This is a genomic window from Pseudooceanicola nanhaiensis DSM 18065 (assembly GCF_000688295.1).
Lineage (GTDB): Bacteria > Pseudomonadota > Alphaproteobacteria > Rhodobacterales > Rhodobacteraceae > Pseudooceanicola > Pseudooceanicola nanhaiensis.
Genome location: NZ_JHZF01000013.1, coordinates 1,040,007 through 1,063,162, shown reverse-complemented (window position 1 = coordinate 1,063,162; position 23,156 = coordinate 1,040,007). Strand labels below are relative to the sequence as shown.

At 71.0% G+C, this 23,156-nt stretch carries 23 protein-coding genes; 7 read left to right on the top strand and 16 right to left on the bottom strand.

Annotated features, from left to right (window positions below; all coding sequences use genetic code 11):
• Positions 1 to 26: 26 nt before the first annotated feature.
• Positions 27 to 1,421 (bottom strand): MATE family efflux transporter, encoded by a 1,395-nt coding sequence (locus Q344_RS24110; RefSeq protein WP_051630666.1) that lies wholly within the window; start codon positions 1,419 to 1,421, stop codon positions 27 to 29.
• Positions 1,399 to 2,634, bottom strand: coding sequence for an MFS transporter (locus Q344_RS0115205; RefSeq protein ID WP_028287498.1), 1,236 nt, complete (start codon positions 2,632 to 2,634; stop codon positions 1,399 to 1,401). Before Q344_RS0115205 ends, Q344_RS24110 begins: the two co-directional genes overlap by 23 nt.
• A 360-nt stretch (positions 2,635 to 2,994) precedes the next feature.
• On the opposite strand from Q344_RS0115205, the gene Q344_RS0115200 reads away from it, so the two are divergent.
• Complete coding sequence (locus tag Q344_RS0115200) at positions 2,995 to 3,579, top strand: GcrA family cell cycle regulator (protein ID WP_028287497.1); 585 nt, start codon at positions 2,995 to 2,997, stop codon at positions 3,577 to 3,579.
• A gap of 57 nt (positions 3,580 to 3,636) precedes the next feature.
• Here Q344_RS0115200 and Q344_RS0115195 read toward each other — a convergent pair whose 3' ends face one another.
• The gene (locus Q344_RS0115195; protein WP_028287496.1) at positions 3,637 to 5,565 is read right to left on the bottom strand and encodes an AsmA family protein; all 1,929 of its coding nucleotides are present in this window, start codon (positions 5,563 to 5,565) and stop codon (positions 3,637 to 3,639) included.
• A gap of 99 nt (positions 5,566 to 5,664) precedes the next feature.
• Here Q344_RS0115195 and rimO point away from each other — a divergent pair, with 99 nt between their 5' ends.
• Positions 5,665 to 7,026: a 30S ribosomal protein S12 methylthiotransferase RimO gene (rimO, locus tag Q344_RS0115190; RefSeq protein ID WP_028287495.1), complete on the top strand. Its 1,362-nt coding sequence runs from the start codon at positions 5,665 to 5,667 to the stop codon at positions 7,024 to 7,026.
• A 125-nt stretch (positions 7,027 to 7,151) separates the two neighbouring features.
• Here rimO and Q344_RS0115185 read toward each other — a convergent pair whose 3' ends face one another.
• From Q344_RS0115185 to Q344_RS0115175, 3 genes are all read right to left on the bottom strand, one after another.
• Entirely contained in the window at positions 7,152 to 7,403 is a 252-nt protein-coding gene (locus Q344_RS0115185) for a DUF6455 family protein (RefSeq protein ID WP_028287494.1), read from the bottom strand.
• Between the two features lie 19 nt (positions 7,404 to 7,422).
• Positions 7,423 to 7,668 (bottom strand): DUF6455 family protein, encoded by a 246-nt coding sequence (locus Q344_RS24105; RefSeq protein WP_036539299.1) that lies wholly within the window; start codon positions 7,666 to 7,668, stop codon positions 7,423 to 7,425.
• 81 nt (positions 7,669 to 7,749) lie between these two features.
• Complete coding sequence (locus Q344_RS0115175) at positions 7,750 to 8,454, bottom strand: M48 family metallopeptidase (protein WP_028287493.1); 705 nt, start codon at positions 8,452 to 8,454, stop codon at positions 7,750 to 7,752.
• A 137-nt stretch (positions 8,455 to 8,591) separates the two neighbouring features.
• On the opposite strand from Q344_RS0115175, the gene Q344_RS0115170 reads away from it, so the two are divergent.
• Entirely contained in the window at positions 8,592 to 8,852 is a 261-nt protein-coding gene (locus Q344_RS0115170; RefSeq protein ID WP_028287492.1) for a hypothetical protein, read from the top strand.
• Positions 8,853 to 8,872: 20 nt separating this feature from the next.
• Here Q344_RS0115170 and Q344_RS0115165 read toward each other — a convergent pair whose 3' ends face one another.
• Together Q344_RS0115165 and Q344_RS0115160 are read right to left on the bottom strand one after the other, a co-directional pair.
• Positions 8,873 to 9,136, bottom strand: a complete 264-nt coding sequence (locus Q344_RS0115165; protein WP_028287491.1) for a DUF167 domain-containing protein — start codon at positions 9,134 to 9,136, stop codon at positions 8,873 to 8,875.
• Positions 9,137 to 9,548: 412 nt separating this feature from the next.
• On the bottom strand, positions 9,549 to 10,253 hold the full coding sequence (locus Q344_RS0115160) for a response regulator (protein WP_028287490.1): 705 nt from the start codon (positions 10,251 to 10,253) through the stop codon (positions 9,549 to 9,551).
• Positions 10,254 to 10,473: 220 nt separating this feature from the next.
• On the opposite strand from Q344_RS0115160, the gene Q344_RS0115155 reads away from it, so the two are divergent.
• Complete coding sequence (locus Q344_RS0115155; RefSeq protein ID WP_028287489.1) at positions 10,474 to 11,844, top strand: L-serine ammonia-lyase; 1,371 nt, start codon at positions 10,474 to 10,476, stop codon at positions 11,842 to 11,844.
• A 239-nt stretch (positions 11,845 to 12,083) separates the two neighbouring features.
• Here the strand turns inward: Q344_RS0115155 and rpe are convergent, their stop codons facing one another.
• The 4 genes from rpe to hemC all read right to left on the bottom strand — a co-directional run bounded on the left by rpe (position 12,084) and on the right by hemC (position 15,714).
• Positions 12,084 to 12,770 (bottom strand): ribulose-phosphate 3-epimerase, encoded by a 687-nt coding sequence (rpe, locus tag Q344_RS0115150; RefSeq protein ID WP_028287488.1) that lies wholly within the window; start codon positions 12,768 to 12,770, stop codon positions 12,084 to 12,086.
• Between the two features lie 68 nt (positions 12,771 to 12,838).
• Positions 12,839 to 13,777: a class 1 fructose-bisphosphatase gene (locus Q344_RS0115145; RefSeq protein ID WP_036539294.1), complete on the bottom strand. Its 939-nt coding sequence runs from the start codon at positions 13,775 to 13,777 to the stop codon at positions 12,839 to 12,841.
• Positions 13,778 to 13,927: 150 nt separating this feature from the next.
• Entirely contained in the window at positions 13,928 to 14,773 is an 846-nt protein-coding gene (locus tag Q344_RS24100; RefSeq protein WP_051630665.1) for an aminoglycoside phosphotransferase family protein, read from the bottom strand.
• Positions 14,770 to 15,714, bottom strand: coding sequence for a hydroxymethylbilane synthase (gene hemC, locus Q344_RS0115135; protein ID WP_028287486.1), 945 nt, complete (start codon positions 15,712 to 15,714; stop codon positions 14,770 to 14,772). Before hemC ends, Q344_RS24100 begins: the two co-directional genes overlap by 4 nt.
• 301 nt (positions 15,715 to 16,015) lie before the next feature.
• On the opposite strand from hemC, the gene Q344_RS0115130 reads away from it, so the two are divergent.
• From Q344_RS0115130 to Q344_RS25180, 3 genes are all read left to right on the top strand, one after another.
• The gene (locus tag Q344_RS0115130; RefSeq protein ID WP_028287485.1) at positions 16,016 to 16,720 is read left to right on the top strand and encodes a helix-turn-helix transcriptional regulator; all 705 of its coding nucleotides are present in this window, start codon (positions 16,016 to 16,018) and stop codon (positions 16,718 to 16,720) included.
• Positions 16,721 to 16,768: 48 nt separating this feature from the next.
• The gene (hemE, locus tag Q344_RS0115125) at positions 16,769 to 17,800 is read left to right on the top strand and encodes a uroporphyrinogen decarboxylase (protein ID WP_028287484.1); all 1,032 of its coding nucleotides are present in this window, start codon (positions 16,769 to 16,771) and stop codon (positions 17,798 to 17,800) included.
• Positions 17,801 to 18,197: 397 nt separating this feature from the next.
• Positions 18,198 to 19,616, top strand: coding sequence for a carboxylesterase/lipase family protein (locus Q344_RS25180; RefSeq protein WP_051630662.1), 1,419 nt, complete (start codon positions 18,198 to 18,200; stop codon positions 19,614 to 19,616).
• Here the strand turns inward: Q344_RS25180 and Q344_RS0115115 are convergent.
• The 4 genes from Q344_RS0115115 to gatC are packed head-to-tail and all read right to left on the bottom strand — an operon-like array spanning position 19,613 to position 22,893.
• Positions 19,613 to 20,311, bottom strand: a complete 699-nt coding sequence (locus Q344_RS0115115; protein WP_063131887.1) for an N-acetylmuramoyl-L-alanine amidase — start codon at positions 20,309 to 20,311, stop codon at positions 19,613 to 19,615. The genes Q344_RS25180 and Q344_RS0115115 overlap by 4 nt on opposite strands.
• Positions 20,301 to 21,080: a hypothetical protein gene (locus Q344_RS0115110; protein WP_028287482.1), complete on the bottom strand. Its 780-nt coding sequence runs from the start codon at positions 21,078 to 21,080 to the stop codon at positions 20,301 to 20,303. Before Q344_RS0115110 ends, Q344_RS0115115 begins: the two co-directional genes overlap by 11 nt.
• Positions 21,081 to 21,121: 41 nt before the next feature.
• A complete protein-coding gene (gatA, locus tag Q344_RS0115105; RefSeq protein ID WP_028287481.1) occupies positions 21,122 to 22,606 on the bottom strand; it encodes an Asp-tRNA(Asn)/Glu-tRNA(Gln) amidotransferase subunit GatA in 1,485 nt (494 codons plus the stop codon).
• Complete coding sequence (gatC, locus tag Q344_RS0115100; protein ID WP_028287480.1) at positions 22,606 to 22,893, bottom strand: Asp-tRNA(Asn)/Glu-tRNA(Gln) amidotransferase subunit GatC; 288 nt, start codon at positions 22,891 to 22,893, stop codon at positions 22,606 to 22,608. Before gatC ends, gatA begins: the two co-directional genes overlap by 1 nt.
• Positions 22,894 to 23,156: the final 263 nt, after the last annotated feature.

Below are 23,156 nucleotides of genomic sequence, written 5' to 3'. Positions count from 1 at the left end.
GCTTCTCCTGAAGGATCGCCCCGCGCTTAGGGGGCCGGAGGTGCCGCGTCAAGCGGGCGGGCCCGGTCCCGCAGCCCGCAGACGTAGCGCCATCCGAGCCAGGCGCCGACGCTGCCTGCCAGCACCGCCGCCGCCGCATATCCCAGCATCACCCCGGTCGCGCCCCAGATCGTGCCGAAGGCCAAGGCCAGCGGATAGGTGAACAGCCCGTCGCGGACCCAGTTCGCGAGCGTGGCATAGATCGGACGGCCGAGGTTGTTGAAGGCCGCATTCGCCACGTAGAGCGCGCCGGTGAAGACGAGGCAGGGCGTGACGTAGAGGCTGAAGGCCCGCATGACCTCGACCCCTTCGCCGGACAGGCCGAAGCCGCGCGAAAGCGCGTCCGACCCCAGCATCAGGCAGACCCAGGCGATGACGGTGTAGGCGATGCAGTAGATCACCGCGTCGCGATAGGCCATCGCCACCCGGTCGAGCCGTCCGCCGCCGAAGTTCTGCCCGAGGATGCCGCCGATCGCCCCCGAAAGCGCGAAGATGCCCGCGAAGACCAGCACGATCAGCCGCAGCACGACCGAAAGGCCGGCTGTCGCCTCGTCGCCATATTGGGCCATGGCGCGCATCAGCACCCAGTTTCCGAAGGGGGTGGAGCATTGCGTCAGAACCGAGGGGATCGCGATCAGCACCCACGGTCCCAGGTGCGTCGCGAGGTCCTCGAGCCGCGGCCGCGCCGCCATCCTGTGGGTGACAAGCAGGAAGTAGCAGCCGAGCAGCACCATCACGCTGCGGGTGATGACCACCGACAGCCCGGCCCCGGTCACGCCAAGCCCGAGATAGAGGATGTTGAACGGATCGACCACCAGCGCCACCGCCGCCGCGAGGCCGGTCACCAGGGTCGAACGCACGGCGTCTCCGGTCGCCCGCACCACCGCGGCCATCGTCATCCCCGCCACCATCAGCGGCATGCCGCAGAGCGAGACCGCAAGGAAATCCGACGCCATCCCGAGCGTGGCCCCGGAGGCGCCCGAGACGGCGAGAAGCTCTTCGCGGAAGACCCATAGAAGCCCCGAGAAGGCGATCTGCACCAGTGTTCCGGCCAGGATCCCGAGCGTCGCGATCCGGCGCGCCCGGTCGAGGTGCCCGCCGCCCAGGGCGCGGGCGAAGAGCGCGACGGTCGCGATCATCATGCCGACGTTCATGGAGGCCGGGAAGAACTGGATCGAGAAGGCGAAACCGACCGCGGCGACCATGCTCGCGTCGTCGTATTGCCCGACCCAGAACATCGCGAGGAAGTCGATCAGGAAGAGGAAGGACAGGCCCAGCGACCCGGCGATCGACATGACCACGACGTGCCGCAGCGTCGATCCCGTCAGGAACCGCGCCTGGGGCACGGGCCCGGGGGTGTCACTCGGCGGGGGCCGCTGCATTCAGCTTCGCGAAGATCGTTTCATGGCCGGGCTCCGGGTGGCGCGGGATCAGCAGCGCCAGCAGGAACGAACCCGAGGCCATGCCCGCCGCCAGGACGAAGACCATCGCCGGCGAGACCAGCCAGAGATAGCCGAGCGCCGCAGGCAGGAAGACCGCCGCGATGTGGTTGATCGTGAAGGCCACCGCCGCGGTCGGCGCGATGTCGCCCGGATCGGCGATCTTCTGGAAATAGGTCTTCAGCGCCAGCGCCATGGCGAAGAGCAGGTTGTCGATCACGTAGAGCGTGGCGGCCACCACGACGCCCCACGAGAAGAAGTAGATCCCGCCGTAGAGCGTGAAGACGGTCACCAGCCCGGCATATTCGAACAGGAGCGCCCGCCGCTCGCCGAAGACCTGCACGGCCCGCCCGATCAGCGGCGCGAAGATCATGTTGCAGAGCAGCGTGACGAGGAACAGGCCCGTCACCTGGTGCACATCGTAGCCGAAGCGCTCGACCATCATGAAGCCGGCGAAGACGACGAAGATCTGCCGCCGCGCCCCGGCCATGAACTGGAGCAGGTAATAGAGCCAGTAGCGCCGCCGCAGGACGAAGCTCTTGAGCTGCGGGTTCGGCGCCTCGAAGCGCGGATAGGCGAAGAAGGCGAAGATCGCGACCAGCGCCGTGAAACCGCCGGCAGCGAGGTAGACCGCGTTGTAGGTCAGGCTCAGCGGCTCCCACAGCAGGACGATCAGCCCGTAGGAGGCCAGCGTCGCGGCCGAGCCCACCGACAGCAGCAGCCCCAGCTTGCGCGGCGCCTCCTCGCGGGTGAACCACTGGAGCTGGAGCGACTGGTTGACCGTCTCGTAGTAATGGAAGCCGATCGAGCTGAGGAGCGTGATGACCATGATGCCGCCCAGCGTCGGGAACCACGCCGTCACCGCCGTCGCCACCCCCAGAAGGGCCAGCGACAACAGCGCGAGCACCTGTTCGTGCATGTAGCGGATGACGATGATCACACCGATGGCGAGGAAGCCCGGGATCTCGCGCACCGTGTGCAGCCAGCCGATGTCGTGGCCGTCGAAGTTCGCCACCTCGATGACGAAGTTGTTCAGCAGCGCCGACCAGGTCGCGAAGGCCACCGGCATGGCCGCGGCCATCAGGAACAGAAGCGCCTGCGGCCGCCGCCAGAATGGCAGGGCCCCGGCGTCGGCGAGGCGAGTCGTGGTCGTCATCCTGCCGCATTAGCGCCGCTCCCTCACATTGGCGAGAGGAACCGTATCAGCACCGCATATGCATTTGCGCACAGAGCCTCCTGCAGGCGGCGTCACCGGGCCTTTCTCCTGTCCCACGCTGCTCCATGCCGCGCTCGGCGCCGCCGCCGCCTTCGGGGTGGTGCCCGACGCGGTCTCGCGGATCGGTGCGGGGGGATGCGCCGTGGCCCCGTGCCCCCCGTGCCCGAGCCGCGCGGACACGCGCCGGGGGAATGATTCGTTCCCTTGTATCCCGGACCAAAATGCCTAGTATCTGCCCTTCACCGAGGCCCGGGCTGACCGTCAGCCCGCGCCGGACCGATCCAAGCCGGAAGAATGCTCATGTCGTGGACCGATGAACGCGTCGAACTGCTGAAGAAGATGTGGAGCGAGGGCCAGTCCGCCTCGCAGATCGCCAAGGAGCTTGGCGGTGTCACCCGGAATGCGGTGATCGGCAAGGTGCACAGGCTGGGTCTTTCGAACCGGTCGGGCGGCGCGGCCCCCGCGGCCCCGGCACCGAAGCCCGAGCCGAAACCGGCGGCGAAACCGGCGCCCAAGCCCGCGGCCAAGCGCGACCCCGCGCCCGCGGCCAAGCCCGCCGAAGAGGAAGAGCCCGCGCCGGCGACCGTCGCGGCCACCCCGGCACGCAAGCAGATCATCCCGGCGGGCCAGCCGCTGCCCCCGCAGCCTTCGGCCAACGAGATCAGCCCCGAGGCGCTCGCCAAGGTCAGCGAGATCGAGAAGAAGGCGAAGAAGCTGACCCTGATGGAGCTGACCGAGCGGACCTGCAAATGGCCCGTCGGCGACCCGGCGACCGAGGATTTCTGGTTCTGCGGCCTGCCCGTGCAAGCGGGCAAACCCTATTGCGAGGCGCATGTCGGCGTGGCCTTCCAGCCGATGTACTCGCGCCGCGACCGCCGGCGCTGACACGTCCCGACCGATGCGAACGGCGCCCCCGGCGGGCGCCGTTTCCGTGTCTGCCCCTCAGTTCCCGCCGAGCAGCCTGCCCAGCCCCTTGAGCGCCTCTTCCTCGAGCCGCCGGCGCACCGCGTCCTCGGCGCGTTCGCCCTCCTGCTTCTCGACACCCAGCTTCTCGAGCACCTTGTCCTCGGCCCGCTGTTCCAGCGCCTGTCGCTCCTCGTCGAGGTTCAGCTTCACCGCCGCCTCGAGGTCCGGCAGGATCGCGGGATCGGACCAGGGCCCCCGGATCCGGACCGGGATCGCGATGCCGCGCCCGTCGCGGGCCTTGAGCGAGATCGGCGTGAAGAGATAGTCGATGTCGCGCGGGCCAAGCCCGATCCGGCCCTTGCCCTCGGCCCGGAGCGAGGCGAGCTGAAGCGCCAGATCATCGTTGAAGAGGCTCCCCTTCTCCATCCGGAAGCTGGCGTCGATGCTGTCGAAGATCGTCGTGCCGCCGGTCGCGTCGCCCGCCCGAAACAGCCGGTCGAGGTCGATGCCCTCGAAGGTCCCCCGCCCGGTCGAGATGCGCCCCTCGCCCGAGAGCGCGTTCATCAGCGCGTGCATCGAGCTGCCCGAGGTGAGGAACGTCACCCGCGCCTCGCCGGTGCCGGTGATCCGCTGCACGTCGGCGAGCTCGCCCAGCATCCGCTTGAGGTCGACACCGGTGGCCGAGAGGTCTCCGCCCATCGACAGGCCGCTGCGGTTGTTGATGATGAACTGGCCGCCGAGGCTGCCGCCGAAGGCGCCGACCTGGGCCAGATCGGTCACCGCGCGGGCATTGTCGATCCGGGTGGTGGTGCGGACCGGGCCGAGCTCGATGTCGCCGAGATCGACGGTGTTGGCGGCAAAGGCGATCTCGCCGTCGAGGACGGACAGCGCCGAGACGTCGATCGGGGCCTGCGACCAGCCGGTCGCCCCGCCTCCGCCACCGCCCGCGCCGGTCCCCTGGCCGACCAGCATCGGCGCGAGGTCGAGCCGGTCCATCGTCACCTCCGCGCTGACCCGGGGCTTGGCCGCGTAATCCACGTCCGCGCGGACCTGTGCCCGCGCCTCACCCATCCGCAGGTTGCCGTCGCGCAGCGCGAGCCTGCTGTCCCCCGCGAGCGCCATTTGCCCGGTGAAGGCGGCCGAGGGGCCGAAGCCCGCCGGCATCTCGACCGCGCCGAGGCCGAGCGCCTGCGTGAAGCTGGCGAGGTTGGCGACCTCGGCCTCGATCCTGCCGTCCGCCGTGGGCGCCGAGCTTGCCTTGCCCGAGAAGGTCATCGTCCCGCCCGGGCCCGTCGCGGTGAACTCGAGCGGCACGGTCTCGCCCGCCAGCAGCGGCTCCAGCGCCGCGAGGCGGGTGGTCAGCGTGATCGGCTCGCCCGCGGGGCGAAGCGTCATCGCCACGTCCACAGGCCCCGCCGAGGCGGGCCAGTCGATGGTGAGATCGACATCGCGATAGGCGGTCTCCTCGCCCGGGGCGATCATCCGCAGGGTGGCGTTGGTGACCTCGAGCCGGTCGAGGTGCAGGCCGGGGCCGCTGGTGTCGGCCGGCGCTGTGGTGGCGGACCCGCCGGAGCCCCCTGCCCCGCCGAAATCCCAGTTCGCCGCGCCCTCGGCGTTGCGCTCCAGCAGGATCTCCGGCCGGATCGCGCGCAGTTCGGTCACCCGGATCTCGTCGCTGAAGACGGTCTTCGCGTCGACCCCGATCCGCAGCCCCTCGGCCCGGAACATCGGGCCCTTGTCGGACCACGGGGCATTGGCCATCTCGATCGGCCCGGTCGTGACGCCCAGCACCGGATACCAGGTCACCTCCGCCTCGCCGGTGAGCGTCACCGCCCGCCCGGTCTGCGCCTCGATCTGGTCCGCCGCGATGCGGGCGATCCGCTCGCCCGGCAGGAACAGGAGTGCCCCCACGAAGACCGCGGCCACAGCCACGACGACAAGGACCAGCCAGCCAAGGATCCGCATGCCCACCTCCGTTCACGTTCCCGCGCGGAGGATACCGCACCGCGTGCCGGCCACAAGCGGGGCGTTCCCAAGCCGGCCCGATGGGGGTATAGGCGCGCCATGAGCCAGAACCCCCCGAATCTCCGTCCGGACATCGCCCCCGCGCCGCGCATTGGCGACACCCGCCGCCCCGGTCAGCCCGCGATCGGCATGGTCTCGCTCGGCTGCCCGAAGGCGCTGGTCGACAGCGAACGCATCCTCACGCGCCTGCGGGCCGAGGGCTACGCGATCTCGCCCGATTATTCGGGCGCCGACGCGGTGATCGTGAACACCTGCGGCTTCCTGGACAGCGCCAAGGCGGAAAGCCTCGACGCCATCGGCGAGGCGCTTTCGGCGAACGGCAAGGTGATCGTCACCGGCTGCCTCGGCGCCGAGCCCGAATTCATCACAGGCGCGCATCCCAAGGTGCTCGCCGTGACCGGCCCGCATCAATACGAGCAGGTTCTGGATGCCGTGCACGGCGCGGTGCCGCCCGATCCCGATCCCTTCGTGGACCTGCTGCCCGCGACCGGCGTCACGCTCACCCCGCGGCACTACAGCTATCTGAAGATCTCCGAGGGCTGTAACCACAAGTGCAAGTTCTGCATCATCCCCGACATGCGCGGCCGGCTGCAATCGCGTCCGCACCGGGCGGTGCTGCGCGAGGCCGAGAAGCTGGTCGAGGCGGGGGTGAAGGAACTTCTCGTCATCAGCCAGGACACCTCGGCCTATGGCACCGACTGGAAGGACCGGGACGAGAAGGCGCCGATCCTGTCGCTGGCCCGTGATCTCGGCCAACTCGGCGCCTGGGTGCGGATGCACTACGTCTATCCCTACCCGCATGTGCGCGAGATGATCCCTATGATGGCCGAGGGGCTGATCCTGCCCTACCTCGACATCCCCTTCCAGCACGCCCACCCGGAGGTGCTGAAGCGCATGGCCCGCCCCGCCGCCGCCGCCCGCACCCTGGACGAGATCGCCGCATGGCGCCGGGACTGCCCCGAGATCGTCCTGCGTTCGACCTTCATCGTCGGCTATCCCGGCGAAACCGAGGCCGAGTTCCAGACCCTGCTCGACTGGCTCGACGAGGCGCAGCTCGACCGGGTCGGCTGCTTCCGCTACGAGAACGTCGACGGCGCCCGCTCGAACGCCCTGCCGGACCACGTCCCGGACGAGGTGAAGGACGAGCGCTGGCATCGCTTCATGGAGAAGGCGCAGGCGATCTCCGAGGCGAAGCTTGCGGCCAAGGTCGGCCAGAGGATCGAGGTCATCGTGGACGAGGTCGACGACGAGGCCGCCACCTGCCGCACCAGGGCCGACGCGCCCGAGATCGACGGCAACCTCTTCATCGACGAGGGGTTCGAGGCGCTGAGCCCCGGCCAGATCGTCACCATCGAGGTGGACGAGGCCGGCGAATACGACCTCTGGGGCCGGCTGGCCTGAAGACATCGGCGCCGGCGCGGTCTCCTCACCGCACCGGCGCGCTCTGACCCGGACGGGTCCCGCCGACCCTCTCGGCGCGGCGGCTCCCCGGCACCGCGCCCCGCGGGATCACCGTCCGGGAAACCTCACTCCACCCGCAGCGCCGCGAGGGCGCCACGGTTGCGGCAATAGCCCGGGGCGGCGTCGGCGCGCGCATGTTCCATCTGCCAGCCCGCACAGGCCTCGGCCTCGGCGCAGGCCGAGCAGCGCAGCAGGGCGGAGCGGTAGGCCGCCGCGCCTGCGGGCTGGTCGATCCGCTGCGTCTCGCCGACGCCCAGCCTGTCGGCCATCCCGTTGTAGAGCACCGACGCGCGGTCGAGTCTGGTGAAAAGTCCCATCACATGTCTCCTGGCAGGATCATGGCCGCAGCGATCTGAGCAGGTCGCGGTTCTCGCAGAAACCGGGGGCCTCGCTCATGCCGTCCCCGGTGCGTTCCGCGGTTTCGAGCTTCGCCTCGCAGAGGCCGGGGCAGGCGCAGCTCCGGCAGCGCGTGACCGCCGCGCTCCAGGCCGCCTCCTCCATCGGGGAGAGATCGGCGCCGGTCGCCCGCGCCATGCGCTTGAGCAGGAAGACATGGGTGTTCGTGTCGCCGAGCGTCCGCATCCGCACCTCCACAGGTTCGAGGAGGAGTCTAGCCGCGCGGACGGCCCCGTGCCTTGATTTCGATCAACTGCAGAGGCGGGGTCAGAACCCGATCGCGACCGAGCGGCGGACGACATCCATCCGGCTGGCATTCGGCGGATGCGTCCCGAGGAAGCGGTCTCCGGGATCGGGGATGCGGGTGAAATAGAGCGCGCCGCGGAGCGCGTCGAACCCGGCCCGCTGCGCAATCTGCGCGCCAAGCGCGTCGGCCTCGAGCTCGTAATCCTTTGAATAGTTCCGCGCCCCCACGGTGGCACCGATCCGGGTCGCAAGCTCCACGCTCGTGATGTCGGCGCCCGAGGCGCGTGCGAGGCTGCCGAGGATCACCGCCCCCGCCTCGGCATTGACCTGCTGGCGGCTCAGGTGGTCGAGAATGTGATGCGCGGCCTCGTGGCTCATGATGAAGGCCAGCTCGTCCTCGTTCGCCACGTCGGCGATCAGCGACAGCGTGAAGACGATCACCGGGCGGCCGCTTGCGTCGATCGACTGGAAGGCGTTCACGGGTTGTTCGGGCCGGTCGTCCACGGCGATGATGAAGTTGCAGTTCCGCCGGTTGCCGTGCTGGCGGCATTCGCGCTCGGCCACCGGTTTCACGACCTTCACCACGTTGACGAAACGCTGGGCCGCGACCTCGGCCTGCGGGCGGGGTCCCGAGGGCAGGCCCATGTCCGGACCCTGCGCGACCGGCACGGAACAGGCGCCGAGCGCCATCGCCAATAGAAGTGCCGCAAGTCCTCTGACGCGCATCGGGAAGTTCCTTCGTGCCTGCCTTTCCCTCATATCACCCGGTCACGGGCTTGCCACCCCGACCGGCGCAAATGTGATTGCGCCGGCCCGCCGATATGATCGCTTGCTTTGCGCGGCCGGGTCTCTATCAAGGACCCATGTTCACGATAGAGCACGAATTCGACTGCACCGTGGTGACCCTCGTCGATGACGGGCAGGCACCGCTTCAGGAAGACGTGGCGATCAACGCCTTCGCGGAATGCGTCACGGTCGAACAATACGACGCCCGGACGGACACCGTGCAGAAGGTCACCCTCTCGACCGCCCAGATCCGCGACCTCGCCGCCGCGCTGAACCTGCCGGAGGGGAGCTATTTCATCCCCAAGAACCCGGACGGGACGCCGCGGCCGGTGCGCTAGGCGGACGCACGGGGCGGGCGCTAGGCAGGGTCGATCCGGAAGGTCTTGTCCCGCGCCGTCCGGCCGCGGATCAGCACCAGCCGCGTCGGCGGCACGCCGAGCGCCTTGGCCAGCAGCTTGCGCACCACCGCGTTCGCCTTGCCGTCCTCGGGCGGGGCGGTGACCCGGACCTGTATCGCATCGCCCTCGCGCCGGACCTCTTCCCGGGAGGCGCGCGGCGTGACCCGGACCGGGATCTCGGCCCCGTCGCGGGCGAGATCGGACAGGTCGGGTGGCTTGGCCATGAGCCTCTCTCCTCGGCATTCGTGCGGGAGCGCTCCGGCCCGGGGGCGCGCCGCGTCGCGCGCCGTCGGGCCGCGATCCGGGGGCGAGCCTAGCCCAACGGCCGCCGAAGGGGAATCGCCGAAGGACCGCCCCCCCGAGCCCGGCCCGCGTGGCGGCCGCGACCGGGAGAGGCCACAGGGCGGAGGCGACAGGGCGGAGGCGACAGCCCGGCCCCAGAGCAGCGCCCCTTGGGTCACGACCCGCACGCCTTCGAACCGCCGATCTCTCCGCCAGCCACAGATGCCCCTCACCGTTGGCGCTCCTTCTGTTGAAGAGAGCCTTCGCCAGCCGCACGGGCCCGTCCTTGAGAGCACGCCTCCAGACCTCCGGACTGCCCGCCGGCCGCTCGGGCCCGTCCCGGGTCGCGTCCCTTCAGATCACCTCCGTTTCCGCCAACCGCTCGCGCACCAGACCCGCGATCCGCGCCTCGTCCGGGCGGGTGGTCCGCCCCTCGCGCCGGGAGCGGGCGAGGGCATGGGCCGCTTCCTCCAGCGGGCGGTCGCCCGCGCTGCGCGCGATCCCGCGCAGGAATTGCGCCACGTAGTCGAGATCCCGCCCCTCTGCCGGGCCCCGCATCACCGCATCGAGATGCGCCATATCCTCGCGGAAGGCGAGCCGGTCGGGGTGGACCACCTCTCCGCTGACGGGATGCGGGCCACGCACGCGGCGTTCCGGCGGCAGGTGACGGCTGATCGCCGACTGGAAGGCCCCGAGCCGGTCCACCGGCTTGGCGAGAAAGTCGTCCGCCCCCGCCGCGATCGCCGCCTCCGCCCCGGCATCGTCGCCGCTGATGCCGATGATCACGCCGATCCGCGGCACGCCCTGCGCCAGGTCCGAGATCAGTTCCAGCCCCGATCCGTCCGGCAGGCCGAGGTCCACCAGCGCGACCGAGGGCCGGTAGACCTGCAGATGGCGCCGTGCGGAGCGGATGCAATCCGCCCGCCTGATCCGCGCGCCGGAGCGCAGGCAGAGCAGGCGCATCGCCTCGCATGCGAAGCGGCTGTCCTCGACCACCAGGACGGTGAGGCCCAGGAGCGGGCGTCCCGGGGTCGGTGCGGGTAGTTTGGGGTCCTCCATGTTCCGTCTCTCCTTGCAGCGAATCCCGTTTCGACTCCGAGGCTAGACCCGCATGGCTAACGGCACGTTAATCCACGCGCCCCGCCGTCCGGTTGCATCCCCGGCCGCGGCCCCCCACTCTGTCTCCGAGCCGCAGGCGGCGCGCGAAGTGTCGCGCCGCAGCATGCGCGCCCGCGCCCGCCACCGCTCTATGGGCGCAGTTCCAAGGAGGCCGCCCCACGTGTTCCTGTCCGTATTCGACGTCTTCAAGATCGGCGTCGGCCCCTCGTCCTCGCATACGATGGGCCCGATGGTCGCCGCCGCCCGCTTCCTCGACGGTCTGCGCGAGGCGCCGTTCCGCGCCCACGGCCTGCGGGCCACGCTGCACGGCTCGCTCGCCTTCACCGGGGTGGGCCATGCCACCGACCGGGCGGTGATCCTCGGCTTCGCGGGCTTCCGTCCCGCCGATTACGACGCCGAGGAGGCCGAGGCGGCGCTGGCGGCCATCCACGCGGAGAAGCGCGTGACGCCCGAGGGCCTCGCCCCGCTCGCCTTCGACCCCGAGCGCGATCTGGTCTTCGACCGCAGCGCCCCGCTGCCGGGCCATGCGAACGGGCTCGTCCTGGCTGCGCGGGATGCACAGGGCGACACGATCCGGCAGGAGACCTATTACTCGATCGGCGGCGGCTTCGTCGTCACCGCCGCCGAGCTGGCCGCCGGCAAGGCCACCGACGAGGGCCCGGCGATCCCCTACCCGTTCAAGACCGCCGCCGAGATGCTCGAGATGGCCGCCGCTTCGGGGCTGACGATCGCGCAGATGAAGGCCCGGAACGAGGCCGCGCGCGGCACCGCGGACGTGAAGCCCGGCATCATGCGGATATGGCAGGTGATGTCCGACTGCATCGACCGGGGGCTCACCGGCCATGGCGAGCTGCCGGGCGGGCTGAGGGTGAAGCGCCGCGCGGGCGCGATCCATGAGGCGTTGCAGGCCGAGCGGGGCAAGAACCTTGCCCCGCCGCACGTCGTCAACGACTGGATCTCGGCCTATGCCATGGCCGTGAACGAGGAGAACGCGGCCGGCGGGCAGGTCGTCACGGCCCCCACCAACGGCGCGGCCGGCGTCGTGCCCGCGGTGATCCGCTACTGGCTGGGCCACGTGCCCGGCGCCTCCGAGGCGCGGCTGACGGACTTCTTCCTGACCGCGGCGGCGATCGGCGGGCTGGTGAAGTTCAACGCCTCGATCTCGGGCGCCGAGGCGGGCTGCCAAGCCGAGGTGGGCTCGGCCTCCGCCATGGCCGCCGCGGGGCTCTGCGCGGTCATGGGCGGCACGCCCGAGCAGATCGAGAACGCGGCGGAGATCGCGCTGGAGCATCACCTCGGGATGACCTGCGACCCGATCCGCGGGCTCGTGCAGGTCCCCTGCATCGAGCGCAACGGCCTAGGCGCGGTCAAGGCGGTCTCGGCGGCCTCGCTCGCGCTCCGGGGGGACGGGACGCATTTCGTGCCGCTCGATTCGGCGATCGAGACGATGCGGCAGGTCGGTGTCGACATGCACGAGAAATACAAGGAGACGGCGCTCGGCGGGCTGGCGGTGAACGTGCCGAACTGCTGACGGGAAGGCGCCGGGGGTGGGCGCCGTCCGGGGCGGGAGGATGAACCCCGCCCTACGCGAGCCCCGGCGTCCCGCGCGCCCGCCCCCGGGGGGGGGATCTCGCAGATTGCCATGCAATGTGCCGCCGACAGGCGATTGGCTTGCAGACGCCCGGAGGCGCGCGCGATCCGATCCGGCTTTGCCGGATCGGGCCAAGGGCGGATAGCTTGCGCTTCGGATCAGACCGGGACGGGCCGGCCTCAGACGGCCGTGTCGCAGCTCACCCGGATCGCCCGGATGTTCTCGCCATAGGGCGCCGGATCCTGCACCGAGCCGCCCTTGAACACTGCCGAGCCCGCGACCAGCACGTCGGCCCCGGCCTCGCGCACCAGGGGCGCGGTCCGGGGCGTGACGCCGCCGTCGATCTCGATATGCACCGGGCGGTCGCCGATCATTCCGCGCAGCTTCCGGACCTTCGCGGTCATGTCGATGAAGCTCTGCCCGCCGAAGCCGGGGTTCACCGTCATCACGCAGACCAGGTCGCAGATGTCCAGCACATGCTCGACCGCCTCGGCGGGCGTGCCGGGGTTCAGCGCCACCCCCGCCTTCATCCCCGCCCCCCGGATCGCCTGCAGCGTCCGGTGGATATGCGGTCCGGCCTCGACATGCGCGGTCAGCAGGTCGGCCCCGGCATCGGCATAGGCGTCGATATAGGCATCCACCGGCGAGATCATCAGGTGCACGTCCATGAAGGTCGTCACGTGGCGCCGGAAGGCCTTCACGGCGGGCGGGCCGAAGGTCAGGTTCGGCACGAAATGCCCGTCCATCACGTCGACATGGATCCAGTCGGCGCCCTGGTCCTCCACCGCCCGGATCTCGCGCCCGAAATCGGCGAAATCGGCGGAAAGGATCGACGGGGCGATCTTGAGCGAGCGGTCGAAGGTCATGGGCAGGGTCCTCTGGGCTGTCGGCCTGCATATGGCAAGCCCGGCCGGCCCTGCCAAGCCCGTATCACTCAGCCGTGCAGTTCGGCGACCCGTTCGACCTCGTCCCGGCAGCCGAAGACGAAGGGCTGCTTGCCGTGCAGCTTCTCCGCCGTCAGCGACAGGATCGGCCGCTTGCCGTCGGTGGCCATGCCGCCCGCCTGCTCGATCAGCATCGCCATCGGCGCCACCTCGTAGACCATCCGGAGCCGCCCTTCGGCATAGGCGGGCCGCGCGTCGCCCGTGTAGAGGAAGGTGCCGCCCCGGGTCAGGATGCGGTGCGTCTCGGCCACCAGCGAGGCGACCCAGCGGAAGGAGTAATCCTTGCCGCGCGGGCCCTCCTTGCCGGCCTCGCATTCCTCGACGAAGCTCTTCACCCAGTCGGGCCAGTGCCGCCGGTAGCCCGCGTTGATCGAATATTCCTTCGCCGCCGCCGGAATCGCCATCCGCGCCTCGGCCAGTTCGAAGACCCTGGTCTCCGGGTCCATGACGAACATCAGCGTGCCGTCCCCGAAGCTCACCGCCATGCCGGTCTGCGGCCCGTAGATGATATAGCCCGCGGCGATCTGCTCGGAGGCGGGGCGCAGGAAGCTCTCTTCCGCCCCGTCCTCCGCCTCGAAGATCGAGAAGATCGTCCCGATCGAGACGTTCACGTCGATGTTCGACGACCCGTCGAGCGGGTCGATCGCCAGCGCGAAGGCGCCGTCGCCGAGCGTCAGGACCCCCTCCTGCTCCTCCGAGGCGTAGAACTTCACCCCGGCCGGCCCGAGCGCCTTCTCGAAGGCCTCGTCGGCCATCACGTCGAGCGCCTTCTGCTGGTCGCCCCCGGTGTTCTCGCCCACGCCCTCGGCGAGCGATTGCCCGAGCGGTCCCCGCGCGATGGTCCGCGCCACGTCGACGCCGGTGGCGCAGAGCGCCTCGATCACCGGGTAGAGCCGTTCGGGAATGTGGTCGGGGGCAATCGCGGGCATGGCCGTTCTCCAAGGTCGTATGCCGCGGTTATTTCACAAACTGCGCGACGGGACCAACGGCTTTCCCGGCCCCCGCTTCATCTTTCCCGAAATACTCCGGGGGGAGTCGCGGCCTGCCGCGACGGGGGGCAGCGCCCCCCTGCCGGGCCCTCAGCCGCCGCGCGCCGCGATCAGCCGCGCCAGCAGACCGAACTCCGCATCCGCCCCCACGGGCCCCTTCGCCCGCCAGCAGATGGAAAGCGCGCATTTCGCGGCCGCCCAGTCGAGAAGCCGCGTGCGCTCGACACCGAACCCCTCCGACCAGAGGTCCGCAAGGGCAGCGATCCGCGCCGGGTCCGCCACCAGCGCCGCTGCCCCCTTCGGGTTGCGGAAGGCGTTGGCCAGCTCATAGGCGCGTTCGCCCCGCACGCCCTTTGCGTCGAAGGCGAGCCAGCCCCGCGCGCCGTCCCGGATGTTGTCGTGGTGCAGATCGCCGTGCAGGCCCCGGACCTCACGCGGCGCGGCGAGCAGCCGTTCGGCGATGTCGCGCGCCGCCAGCATGTCGCGGGCGGCCTCCGGCGGGCAAGCGGCGGCCAGGGTCACGTCGCGAAGCGCGCCGAACCACGCATCGAGCGGCGGCAGCGACAGGCCGGCGCCCGTGTCCGCGCCTTGATGCAGACGCTGCGCGACCGAAAGAAGCTCCCTCGCCGCGCGCGCATCCTCCCCGCGCCGGACGAGATCGCCGAGGGAGGGGCCCTCCTGCCATTCCATCAACACCGCGCGGCCCTGCTGGTCGAGCAGCCTGACCACGCCCGCACCGTCCCGGGCGCGCATCCAGGCGAGCCCCGGCCCCTCGTTCGCGAGCCCCTCTTCATGGAAAACCTTGAGCCCCGCGACACCGCCTCCCGCCAGTTCCACCCGCCAGACCACGGCAATCGCGGTGCGCTCGACAAGCCCGGCCGCGGCAATCCCGAACCGGCGGGCCAGAGCCTCCGGGAGCTCGCCTGCGCTGCTCATCGCCAGTCGAAGAAACCGTTGCCCGCGCGTTCGAGCAGCCGCAGGGCCATCTCCTCGCCGAGCGCCGCGCCATCCTCGACCGGCGCGCTGGCGTCATCCTCCAGCGCCTCCGAGCCGTCGGGCCGCAGGATCTGGCCGCGCAGCCGCAGGGTGCCGTCCGACACCTGCGCGAGCCCCGCGATCGGCGTCTCGCAGGAACCGTCCAGCGTGGCGAGGAAGGCGCGTTCGGCGGCCAGCAGCTCGGCCGTGGGCGCGTCGTGGATCGCCTCGAGCATGGTGGCCGCCCGCATGTCGTCGGCCCGCCGCTCGACCCCGATGGCGCCCTGCGCGATGGCGGGCAGCATCTCCTCGGGCTCCAGCACGCGGGCGGGCACGTCCTTGCGCCCCAGCCGGTTCAACCCGGCCTGGGCGAGGAAGGTGCAATGCGCGACCCCCTCGGTCAGTTTCCTGAGCCGGGTCTGCACGTTGCCGCGGAACCCCACGATCTCGACATCCGGACGCCTGAGGCGCATCTGCGCACCGCGCCGGAGCGAGGAGGTCCCGACCCTGGCCCCCGCGGGGATCCCGTCGATCCCGCCGTCGTGGAAAGACACGAAGGCGTCCCGCACATCCTCGCGCGGGAGGTAGCAATCCAGCACCAGCCCGCCCGGCTGCAGCACCGGCATGTCCTTCATCGAGTGGACCGCGATGTCGATCCCCTCCTGGATCATCGCCAGCTCGATCTCGCGCGTGAAGAGCCCCTTGCCGCCCAGCTCCTTCAGCTCGCGGTCCTGCACCCGGTCGCCGGTGGTCTGGATCACCTGCACCTCGAAGGCCTCGCGCGGCAGGTCGAAGGCGGTCATCAGCCGGTTGCGGGTCTCGTGGGCCTGCGCCAGCGCCAGCGGAGAGCCGCGGGTGCCGATGCGCAGGGGCGCGGAGGGGGTGGGCAGGTCTAGGGTCATGCCCTCCTGTTAAGCGCGGCACGAATGGCTTGCAAGCGGGCCCGAATGCCGCGCCTGACAGGTGGCGCGGGTCGGGCGGCCCGCAGCCGCAGCGGCGGGGGCGGACGCCGCGGCCCGCGCTGGTCCCACCGGTCGAGCCCGAGTGTGATGGTGACGATGTAATCGTAGAACGGCATGTCCGGGGTCTCCTTTCGGACCCGACAAAACAGAACGCTCCTGCCATGCTGCTGTCAGGAGAAGGTGCTAGGATGTCAGGAGACGCCGCCTGCCGCTGCCACCCGAAGCTCCGAGAGAAAGCCCCATGTCCCGCCCCGACCGCCTTTTCGAACTGATCCAGACCCTGCGCGCCGCAAGGGCCCCGATGACCGCAGAGGCGCTCGGCGAGGCGCTCGAGGTCTCGGTCCGCACGATCTACCGCGACATGGCGGCGCTGCAGGCGATGCGGGTCCCGGTCGAGGGCGCGGCGGGGCTGGGCTATGTCCTGCGCAGCGGCTACGACCTGCCGCCGCTCAACTTCGACACCGAGGAATCCGAGGCGCTGCGCGTCGCCCTGTCGCTCCTCGCCCGCACCGGGGACGGGGCGCTGATGCGGGCGGGCCAGCGCATCAGCGCGAAGATCGAGGCGCTGCACGGGCCGTCGACCTGGCTGCACGTTGCGCCCTGGGGCTCCGCGCTCGACGATCCGGCGAAAGGCTGCGTGCCGAAATCGCTCCTCCGGCAGGCGATCCGCGAGGAGCGGAAGCTCCGCATCGACTACCGCACCCCGGACGGGGAGCGGACCCTCCGCACCATCCGGCCCCTGGTGGTGATCTATCACGTCGAGGTCACCATGCTCGCCGCCTGGTGCGAGCTGCGCCACGACCTGCGGCACTTCCGGACCGACCGGATCTACGGCTGGACCCTGCTGGACGAGAGCTTCGCGGCCCAGGGCGAGACCCTCCGCGCGCTCTGGGCCGAGCGCGAGGCCGCTGCGGCGGAACCGCCCGAGGCGGGCGGCGCGGCTTGACATCCCGTCCCGCGGCGGCGAGCAGTGACGCCGATGAAGGAGCATGACATGAGCGAGAAGACCATCCTCCGGGCCCTGGCCGGGGAGCGCCTGCCGACGCCGCCGATCTGGATGATGCGCCAGGCCGGCCGCTACCTGCCGGAATACCGCGCCACGCGCGAGAAGGCCGGGGACTTCCTGTCGCTCTGCTACAACCCGGAACTGGCCGCCGAGGTGACGCTCCAGCCGATCCGCCGCTTCGGCTTCGACGGGGCGATCCTGTTCGCCGACATCCTGCTGGTGCCGCAGGCGCTCGGCGCCGACCTCTGGTTCGTGACCGGCGAAGGGCCGCGGCTCTCGACCGTGACCCGGCAGGAGGATTTCGACAAGCTCGGCCCGGCCGCGGATGTGCACGAGACGCTCTCGCCGATCTACGAGACGGTGCGGATCCTGTCGCGCGCGCTGCCCTCCGAGACCACGCTCATCGGCTTCGCCGGCGCGCCCTGGACGGTCGCCACCTACATGATCGCCGGGCGCGGCACCCCCGACCAGGGCCCGGCCCATGCGCTGAAGGCCGAGAACCGTCCGCTCTTCGAGGCGCTGCTCGACCGGATCACCGCGGCGACGATCGAATACCTCTCGGCCCAGGTCGAGGCCGGGGCGGAATGCGTGAAGCTCTTCGACAGCTGGGCCGGCTCGCTGCACGGCGCGGATTTCGATGCCTACGCGCTCGAGCCCGCCCGCAGGATCATCGCCGAGCTGAAGGCCCGCCACCCGGGCCTGCCCGTCATCGCCTTCCCGCGCGAGGCGCGCGAGCATTACATCGGCTTCGCCCAGGCCACAGGCGCGGATTGCGTCGCGATCGACGACAGCGTCGAGGCGGCCTGGGCGGCCGAGCACGTCCAGCCCCACGCCTGCGTGCAGGGCAACCTCGCCTCGCGCCACATGGTGACCGGCGGCGCGGATCTGGTCGCGGACACGAAGCGCATCGTGAAGGCCCTGTCGGGCGGGCCGCATATCTTCAACCTTGGCCACGGGATCACCCCGGACGCCGATCCGGCGAACGTGCAGCTGATGATCGACACGGTGCGCGGCGACTGATCCCCCGGCGCTGGCGCCCGGACCGACGCTGGGCGGGGGGCCAGCCCCCCGTCGGCGCAAGGCGCCGACTCCCCCCGGGATATTTCCGGCAAGAGGAAGATGGGAGCCGTCAAAAGGTTGGGCCCCCTGCGCAGTGGCAGAGGGCCTTCCCCTTGCGCGGCCATCGGCGTCCCCGCCTGTACCGTGACATCACTCTCCGGCAGAAGGGTTAAGATTCGGTTCTTCCTCTTGCCGAAAATATCCCCGCCGGAGGCCACGACCGGGGCGGGCTCGATGCCCGCCCCGGTCGTTCCCCGCGCGACGCCGGCAGGCGGCGCCACCATTTCACATGCGTGAACCGCTCCGACGTTCACCCCGTCCCGCCCGCGCGCTAGTCTCGCCGGGGGAGGACCAGACCATGCCAGACACCGCCACCGACGTCCGCGCGCCGCAGGCCACCTACCGCGGCCGCGCCGATGGCGCGGCCCGCGCCTTCCTGGGCATCCCCTATGCCGCGCCCCCGCTCGGGCCGCTGCGCTTCCGCCCGCCGCAACCGGCCCCGCGGGGGGGCGTGGTCGACGCGACCCGCTTCGGCCACGCACCCGTCCAGACACCGCCGCCCGAAACCTCCTTCTCGATCCTCCGGGAAGAGCAGAGCTACGGCGAGGACTGCCTCAACCTGAATCTCTGGACCCCGGCCGCCGACACGGCCCGGCGCCCGGTCGTCGTCCATCTCTTCGGCGGCGGCTTCGGCTACGGGTCGGCCAATGTCGGCCACCTCGACGGTGCGGCCTTCGCGGCGGCCAACGACGTCGTCCTGATCCGCCCGAACGTCCGCACCGGGGCGCTCGGCTTCCTGCACCTCGCCGATCACTTCCCCGAACTGGACCAGACCAACCGCTCGATGCTCGACCTGGCCGCGGCGCTGCGCTGGACGCGCGAGAACGTGGCGGCCTTCGGCGGCGATCCGGACAACATCACCCTCGCCGGCCTCTCCTCCGGCGCCTTCACGGCGGCCGCGCTCTTCGGGACCCGGGACGGCCCCGCGCTCTTCGACAAATGCTGGCTGATGAGCGGCTATGCCACGCGCATCCTGCCGCCCGAACAGGCGCGCCGGATCACCGAGGATTTCCTGGGCCGCGCCGGGATCGCGCCCGGAGACATGACCGCGCTCGAGGCGCTTTCCGTGGAGGACATCCTCCGCCTCCAGGCCGAGGTCGTCGCGGTGAACCTCGCCGAGCGCTCCTCGCCCGGCGGGCGGACCCTCGGCATCGTGCTCGACGGCACCTCGCTCGACCGCCATCCCGAGCTGGCGATGCGGCAGGGCGCCACGCGGCACATTCCGCTGGTCATCGGCCGCACCCGTCACGAGGCGCGGCTCTGGTATGCCACCGGCCGCATGGGCGAGGTCGACGAGGCGCGTTTCCGGGCCACGCTCGCCCGGTTCGAGGGCGACGCGGCGGTGGACCCCCTGCTCGCGCAATGGAACGAGGCGATGCCCGGGGCGAGCTGGGCCGCGAAGGAGGAGGCGTACCTCACCGACCGGATCTACCGCCAGGCCACCGCCTCGAACGCCGAGGCGCAGCGGCAGGGCGGCGGGCGGGCCTGGACCTACGAATTCGCCTGGGAGCCGAAGGGCCCGCACGCCTGGCTGGGCGCGGCCCACGGGTTCGACGAGGCCTTCGTCTACGGCCTGCACCGGCCCGAGCGGGTGCCGGTGGCGCAGACCGATCCCGACGGCGCGGCCCGTGTCGCGGCCGAAATGGAGCGCGCGCTCGTCAACCTGATGCGCGAGGGCGATCCGGGCTGGGAGGCGGACCCGAAGGTCTTCGCCTAGCCGACACGCGCCGCCAGCGCCCGGGCGGCCTGCCGGTCCGCCTCGGAGAGCGGGCCGCGGGCCCAGGGCCGGAAACGCATCCGGAAGGCCGCGAGGAGCAGCCCGGCCTCGGCCCCCTCGGGCAGGCGGTAGCCGATGGCGGCGAGGTCCTCGTCGAAGGCGCCGGGCCCGGCGACGCCCGGCCAGAGCGCCAGCCCCCGCAGCGCCAGCCGCCGCCAGTCGAAGCGCGGGCCGGGGTCGACCTTGCGCCCCGGGGCCATGTCGGAATGGCCGATCACCCCTTCGGGGCCGATGTCCCAGCGGTGGAGGACCGGGGGCAGGAGCCGCTCCAGCGCTGCCATCTGCGGTTCGGGAAAGGGCGTCGTGCCGTCATTGGCAAGCTCGATCCCGATGGAATGGGAATTCACGTCCTCGCAGCCGCGCCAGTTGCCCGCGCCCGCGTGCCAGGCCCGGTCTTCCTCGCGCACCATCTGCCAGACGCGCCCGCGTTCCGAGATGAGGTAATGCGCCGAGACCGGGCCCAGCCCGGCGGGCGGCTCGGGATCGCAGAGCCGCGCCAGCGCGGCCTCGGCGCTCGCCATCGCGGTGTAGTGCAGCACGACGAGAGAGGGCGCGCCGCCATGGCGACGCGCCCCGAAGTTCGGCGAGGGATGCCAGATCGCCCCCCCGGACCCGGCGCCGCCGTCAGCCGCCACGGGCAGCCCGGAAGGGGCGCGGATCCCAGGAGCAGGCGAAGCCGTCACCATCGGGATCGAGCCCGTTGCGGTCCCGCTCCGGGCCACCGCTGCGCAGGAAGTCGGCCTGCGCGAGGTCCGGAGAGGCGTATTTGGCGCAGTTCCGCGCGGCGCGGTTTTCCGAGGAGAACATGCCGCGCGAATAGAGCGGCTGTCCCGGCTGGTTGGTCGATTCCAGCGCGTAGGCGACGATGTTCGGCCCCGAGCCGGTGCGAGAGGGCAGCGCGGTCGGCTGGACCTGCTGGTATTGCGAGCGGACCTGCGCGAGCCGCGCCTTGTCGTCCTGGATCGTGCGCTGCTGGTCCACGGCGGAGAAGTCGTTCTCGTTCGAGATCCCGAAGGTGTTGACCGCCTCGGGCGCCGGGTTGCCGGGGCTGGCCTGCAGCGGCGGCGTGGCGGAGGCCGGCTCGAGCGGCGGGGCACCGGTCTGCGACGATGCCCGCAGCGCGGCCTCGGCTTCGGCCGCGATGTCGGAGGGCGAGTCGGTGCCGCCCGAGACGCGGGTGCCCGACATCGGCTGCCCGGGTCCGCCGAGCGGCTGGCTCGAGACCGCCTCGGCGGGCGGCAGGGTCATCGACTGGCCCGTCTGGCCCGCGAGCGCGGCGTCGCGCTCAGCCGCGTAGCTGTCGTAATCGCCGAAGCCCACGCCGGCACCGCTGTCGGGGATCTGACGGGACGCGCAGGCGGTCAGCGCGGCGGTGGCGGCCAGGGCCAGAACGGTCTTGCGCATGAATGTCACCTGTGCGGTCATGGTCCTGCCCTCTCGGCTGCTTACCACCATCTTGCCGGTTTCGCCACAAAGCCCGCGGCCTGTTCCAGCGCGTAGGCGGTGTTCAGCAGCTCGTCCTCGGCCCAGGGTTTCCCGATCAGCTGGAGACCCAACGGCAGGCCCTGCCGGTCGGTTCCGGCGGGCACCGCGATGCCCGGCAGCCCGGCGAGGTTCACCGTCACCGTGAAGACGTCGTTGAGATACATCTGGACCGGATCGGCCTCGGCCATCTCGCCCAGGCCGAAGGCGGCCGACGGGGTGGCGGGGGTGAGGATCGCATCGACGCCGTCGGCGAAGGCGTCCTCGAAGTCCTTCTTGATCAGGGTCCGGACCTTGCGGGCGCGGTTGTAGTAGGCGTCGTAGAAGCCGGCGGAGAGCACGTAGGTCCCCACCATCACCCGGCGCTGCACCTCGGCGCCGAAGCCCTCGGCGCGGGTCTTCTCGTACATCTCGGTGATGCCGTCGCCCTGCGCCAGCTTGGCGCGGTGGCCGTAGCGCACCCCGTCATAGCGGGCGAGGTTCGAGGACGCCTCGGCCGGGGCGATCACGTAATAGGCGGGCAGCGCGTATTTCGTGTGCGGCAGCGAGATGTCGACGATCTTCGCGCCTGCGTCCTGCAGCATCTCCTTGCCGCGGGTCCAGAGCTGGTCGATCTCGTCCGGCATCCCGTCCATGCGGTATTCCCGGGGAATGCCGATGGTCTTGCCGCGGATGTCGCCGGTCAGGGCGGCCTCGAAATCCGGGACCGGGGTCGCGGTCGAGGTCGAATCCTTCGGATCGTGCGAGCACATCGCCTGCAGCATGATCGCCGCGTCGCGCACGTCCTTGGTCATCGGGCCCGCCTGGTCGAGGGACGAGGCGAAGGCGATGATGCCCCAGCGGGAGCAGCGGCCGTAGGTCGGCTTGATGCCGGTGATGCCGACGAAGGCCGCCGGCTGGCGGATCGAGCCGCCGGTGTCGGTGCCGGTGGCACCGAGGCAGAGATCGGCGGAAACTGCCGAGGCGGAGCCGCCGGAGGAGCCGCCGGGGGTCAGCGCGGTCTCGTCATTGCCGCGCCGCCAGGGGTTCACCGCGTTGCCGTAGGTCGAGGTCTCGTTCGACGAGCCCATAGCGAATTCGTCCATGTTGAGCTTGCCCAGCATGACCGCGCCCGCGTCGAAGAGGTTCTGCGTGACGGTCGACTCGTATTCGGGGCGGAAGCCTTCGAGGATCTTCGAGGCGGCCTGGCTCGGCACGCCCTTTGTGCAGAAGAGGTCCTTGATCCCCAGCGGGATGCCGTTCAGCGAGGGGGCGTCGGCACCGCGGCGGGCGTCGGCGGCCTTGGCCTGCTCCAGCGCGATCTCGGGCGTGTCGTGGACGAAGGCGTTCAGGGCCTTCGCTCCCTCGATCTGCTTCAGGCAGGCCTCGGTGATCTCGACCGAGGTCAGCTCGCCCTTGCGCAGCGCGTCGCGCGCCTCGTGGATCTTCAGGGTGTTCAGCTCGGTCATTATTCCACCACCTTCGGCACGGCGAAGAAGCCCTCGCGGGCATCGGGCGCGTTCTTCAGCACCTTCTCGGGCTGGTTGCCGTCGGTCACCACGTCCTCGCGGCGCTTCAGGCGCATCGGCTCGACCGAAACCATGGGTTCGACGCCCTCCACATCCACCTCGTTCAGCTGCTCGATGAAGCCGAGGATGGTGTTGAACTCGGAGGCGAGCGCGGGCAGCGCGTCGTCTTCGACCTTGATGCGGGCGAGCTTCGCCACGCGGGCGGCGGTTTCTGTGTCGATGGACATGCGGCCTCTCGCGGGATTCCGGGTTTGCGGTGGTTTATCGCCGCGGGGGAATGGCCGCAAGTCGGGGCTGGGTCAAGGATGCGTGGGTGTGGCGCGGCGCGCGGGTTGAACCCTCGCCCAGCACGGAAGAAGCCCGAAGGGCGCCGTGCAAGGCTGCGCCGCGTGGGCGCTGCCACGGCCGGGATGAAACAAGAGGTTCGGAGGTTGCGGGCGCCATCCCGAGGGGCCGGCGCTTGCACGGCTTGCGCGGGAGGGTGAGCGGC

What these genes read in the sequence shown, in the direction of transcription:
- Q344_RS0115205 (WP_028287498.1), bottom strand. Translation starts at nt 2,634, where the DNA reads ATGACGACCACGACTCGCCTCGCCGACGCCGGGGCCCTGCCATTCTGG.
- hemC (WP_028287486.1), bottom strand. Translation starts at nt 15,714, where the DNA reads ATGACCCTAGACCTGCCCACCCCCTCCGCGCCCCTGCGCATCGGCACC.
- rpe (WP_028287488.1), bottom strand. Translation starts at nt 12,770, where the DNA reads ATGACCTTCGACCGCTCGCTCAAGATCGCCCCGTCGATCCTTTCCGCC.
- Q344_RS0115175 (WP_028287493.1), bottom strand. Translation starts at nt 8,454, where the DNA reads ATGCGCGTCAGAGGACTTGCGGCACTTCTATTGGCGATGGCGCTCGGC.
- Q344_RS0115195 (WP_028287496.1), bottom strand. Translation starts at nt 5,565, where the DNA reads ATGCGGATCCTTGGCTGGCTGGTCCTTGTCGTCGTGGCTGTGGCCGCG.
- Q344_RS24100 (WP_051630665.1), bottom strand. Translation starts at nt 14,773, where the DNA reads ATGAGCAGCGCAGGCGAGCTCCCGGAGGCTCTGGCCCGCCGGTTCGGG.
- gatA (WP_028287481.1), bottom strand. Translation starts at nt 22,606, where the DNA reads ATGACCGAGCTGAACACCCTGAAGATCCACGAGGCGCGCGACGCGCTG.
- Q344_RS0115145 (WP_036539294.1), bottom strand. Translation starts at nt 13,777, where the DNA reads ATGCCCGCGATTGCCCCCGACCACATTCCCGAACGGCTCTACCCGGTG.
- Q344_RS25180 (WP_051630662.1), top strand. Translation starts at nt 18,198, where the DNA reads ATGCCAGACACCGCCACCGACGTCCGCGCGCCGCAGGCCACCTACCGC.
- Q344_RS0115110 (WP_028287482.1), bottom strand. Translation starts at nt 21,080, where the DNA reads ATGCGCAAGACCGTTCTGGCCCTGGCCGCCACCGCCGCGCTGACCGCC.
- Q344_RS24105 (WP_036539299.1), bottom strand. Translation starts at nt 7,668, where the DNA reads ATGCGGACGCTCGGCGACACGAACACCCATGTCTTCCTGCTCAAGCGC.
- Q344_RS0115185 (WP_028287494.1), bottom strand. Translation starts at nt 7,403, where the DNA reads ATGGGACTTTTCACCAGACTCGACCGCGCGTCGGTGCTCTACAACGGG.
- rimO (WP_028287495.1), top strand. Translation starts at nt 5,665, where the DNA reads ATGAGCCAGAACCCCCCGAATCTCCGTCCGGACATCGCCCCCGCGCCG.
- Q344_RS24110 (WP_051630666.1), bottom strand. Translation starts at nt 1,421, where the DNA reads ATGCAGCGGCCCCCGCCGAGTGACACCCCCGGGCCCGTGCCCCAGGCG.
- Q344_RS0115200 (WP_028287497.1), top strand. Translation starts at nt 2,995, where the DNA reads ATGTCGTGGACCGATGAACGCGTCGAACTGCTGAAGAAGATGTGGAGC.
- hemE (WP_028287484.1), top strand. Translation starts at nt 16,769, where the DNA reads ATGAGCGAGAAGACCATCCTCCGGGCCCTGGCCGGGGAGCGCCTGCCG.
- Q344_RS0115130 (WP_028287485.1), top strand. Translation starts at nt 16,016, where the DNA reads ATGTCCCGCCCCGACCGCCTTTTCGAACTGATCCAGACCCTGCGCGCC.
- gatC (WP_028287480.1), bottom strand. Translation starts at nt 22,893, where the DNA reads ATGTCCATCGACACAGAAACCGCCGCCCGCGTGGCGAAGCTCGCCCGC.
- Q344_RS0115170 (WP_028287492.1), top strand. Translation starts at nt 8,592, where the DNA reads ATGTTCACGATAGAGCACGAATTCGACTGCACCGTGGTGACCCTCGTC.
- Q344_RS0115160 (WP_028287490.1), bottom strand. Translation starts at nt 10,253, where the DNA reads ATGGAGGACCCCAAACTACCCGCACCGACCCCGGGACGCCCGCTCCTG.
- Q344_RS0115165 (WP_028287491.1), bottom strand. Translation starts at nt 9,136, where the DNA reads ATGGCCAAGCCACCCGACCTGTCCGATCTCGCCCGCGACGGGGCCGAG.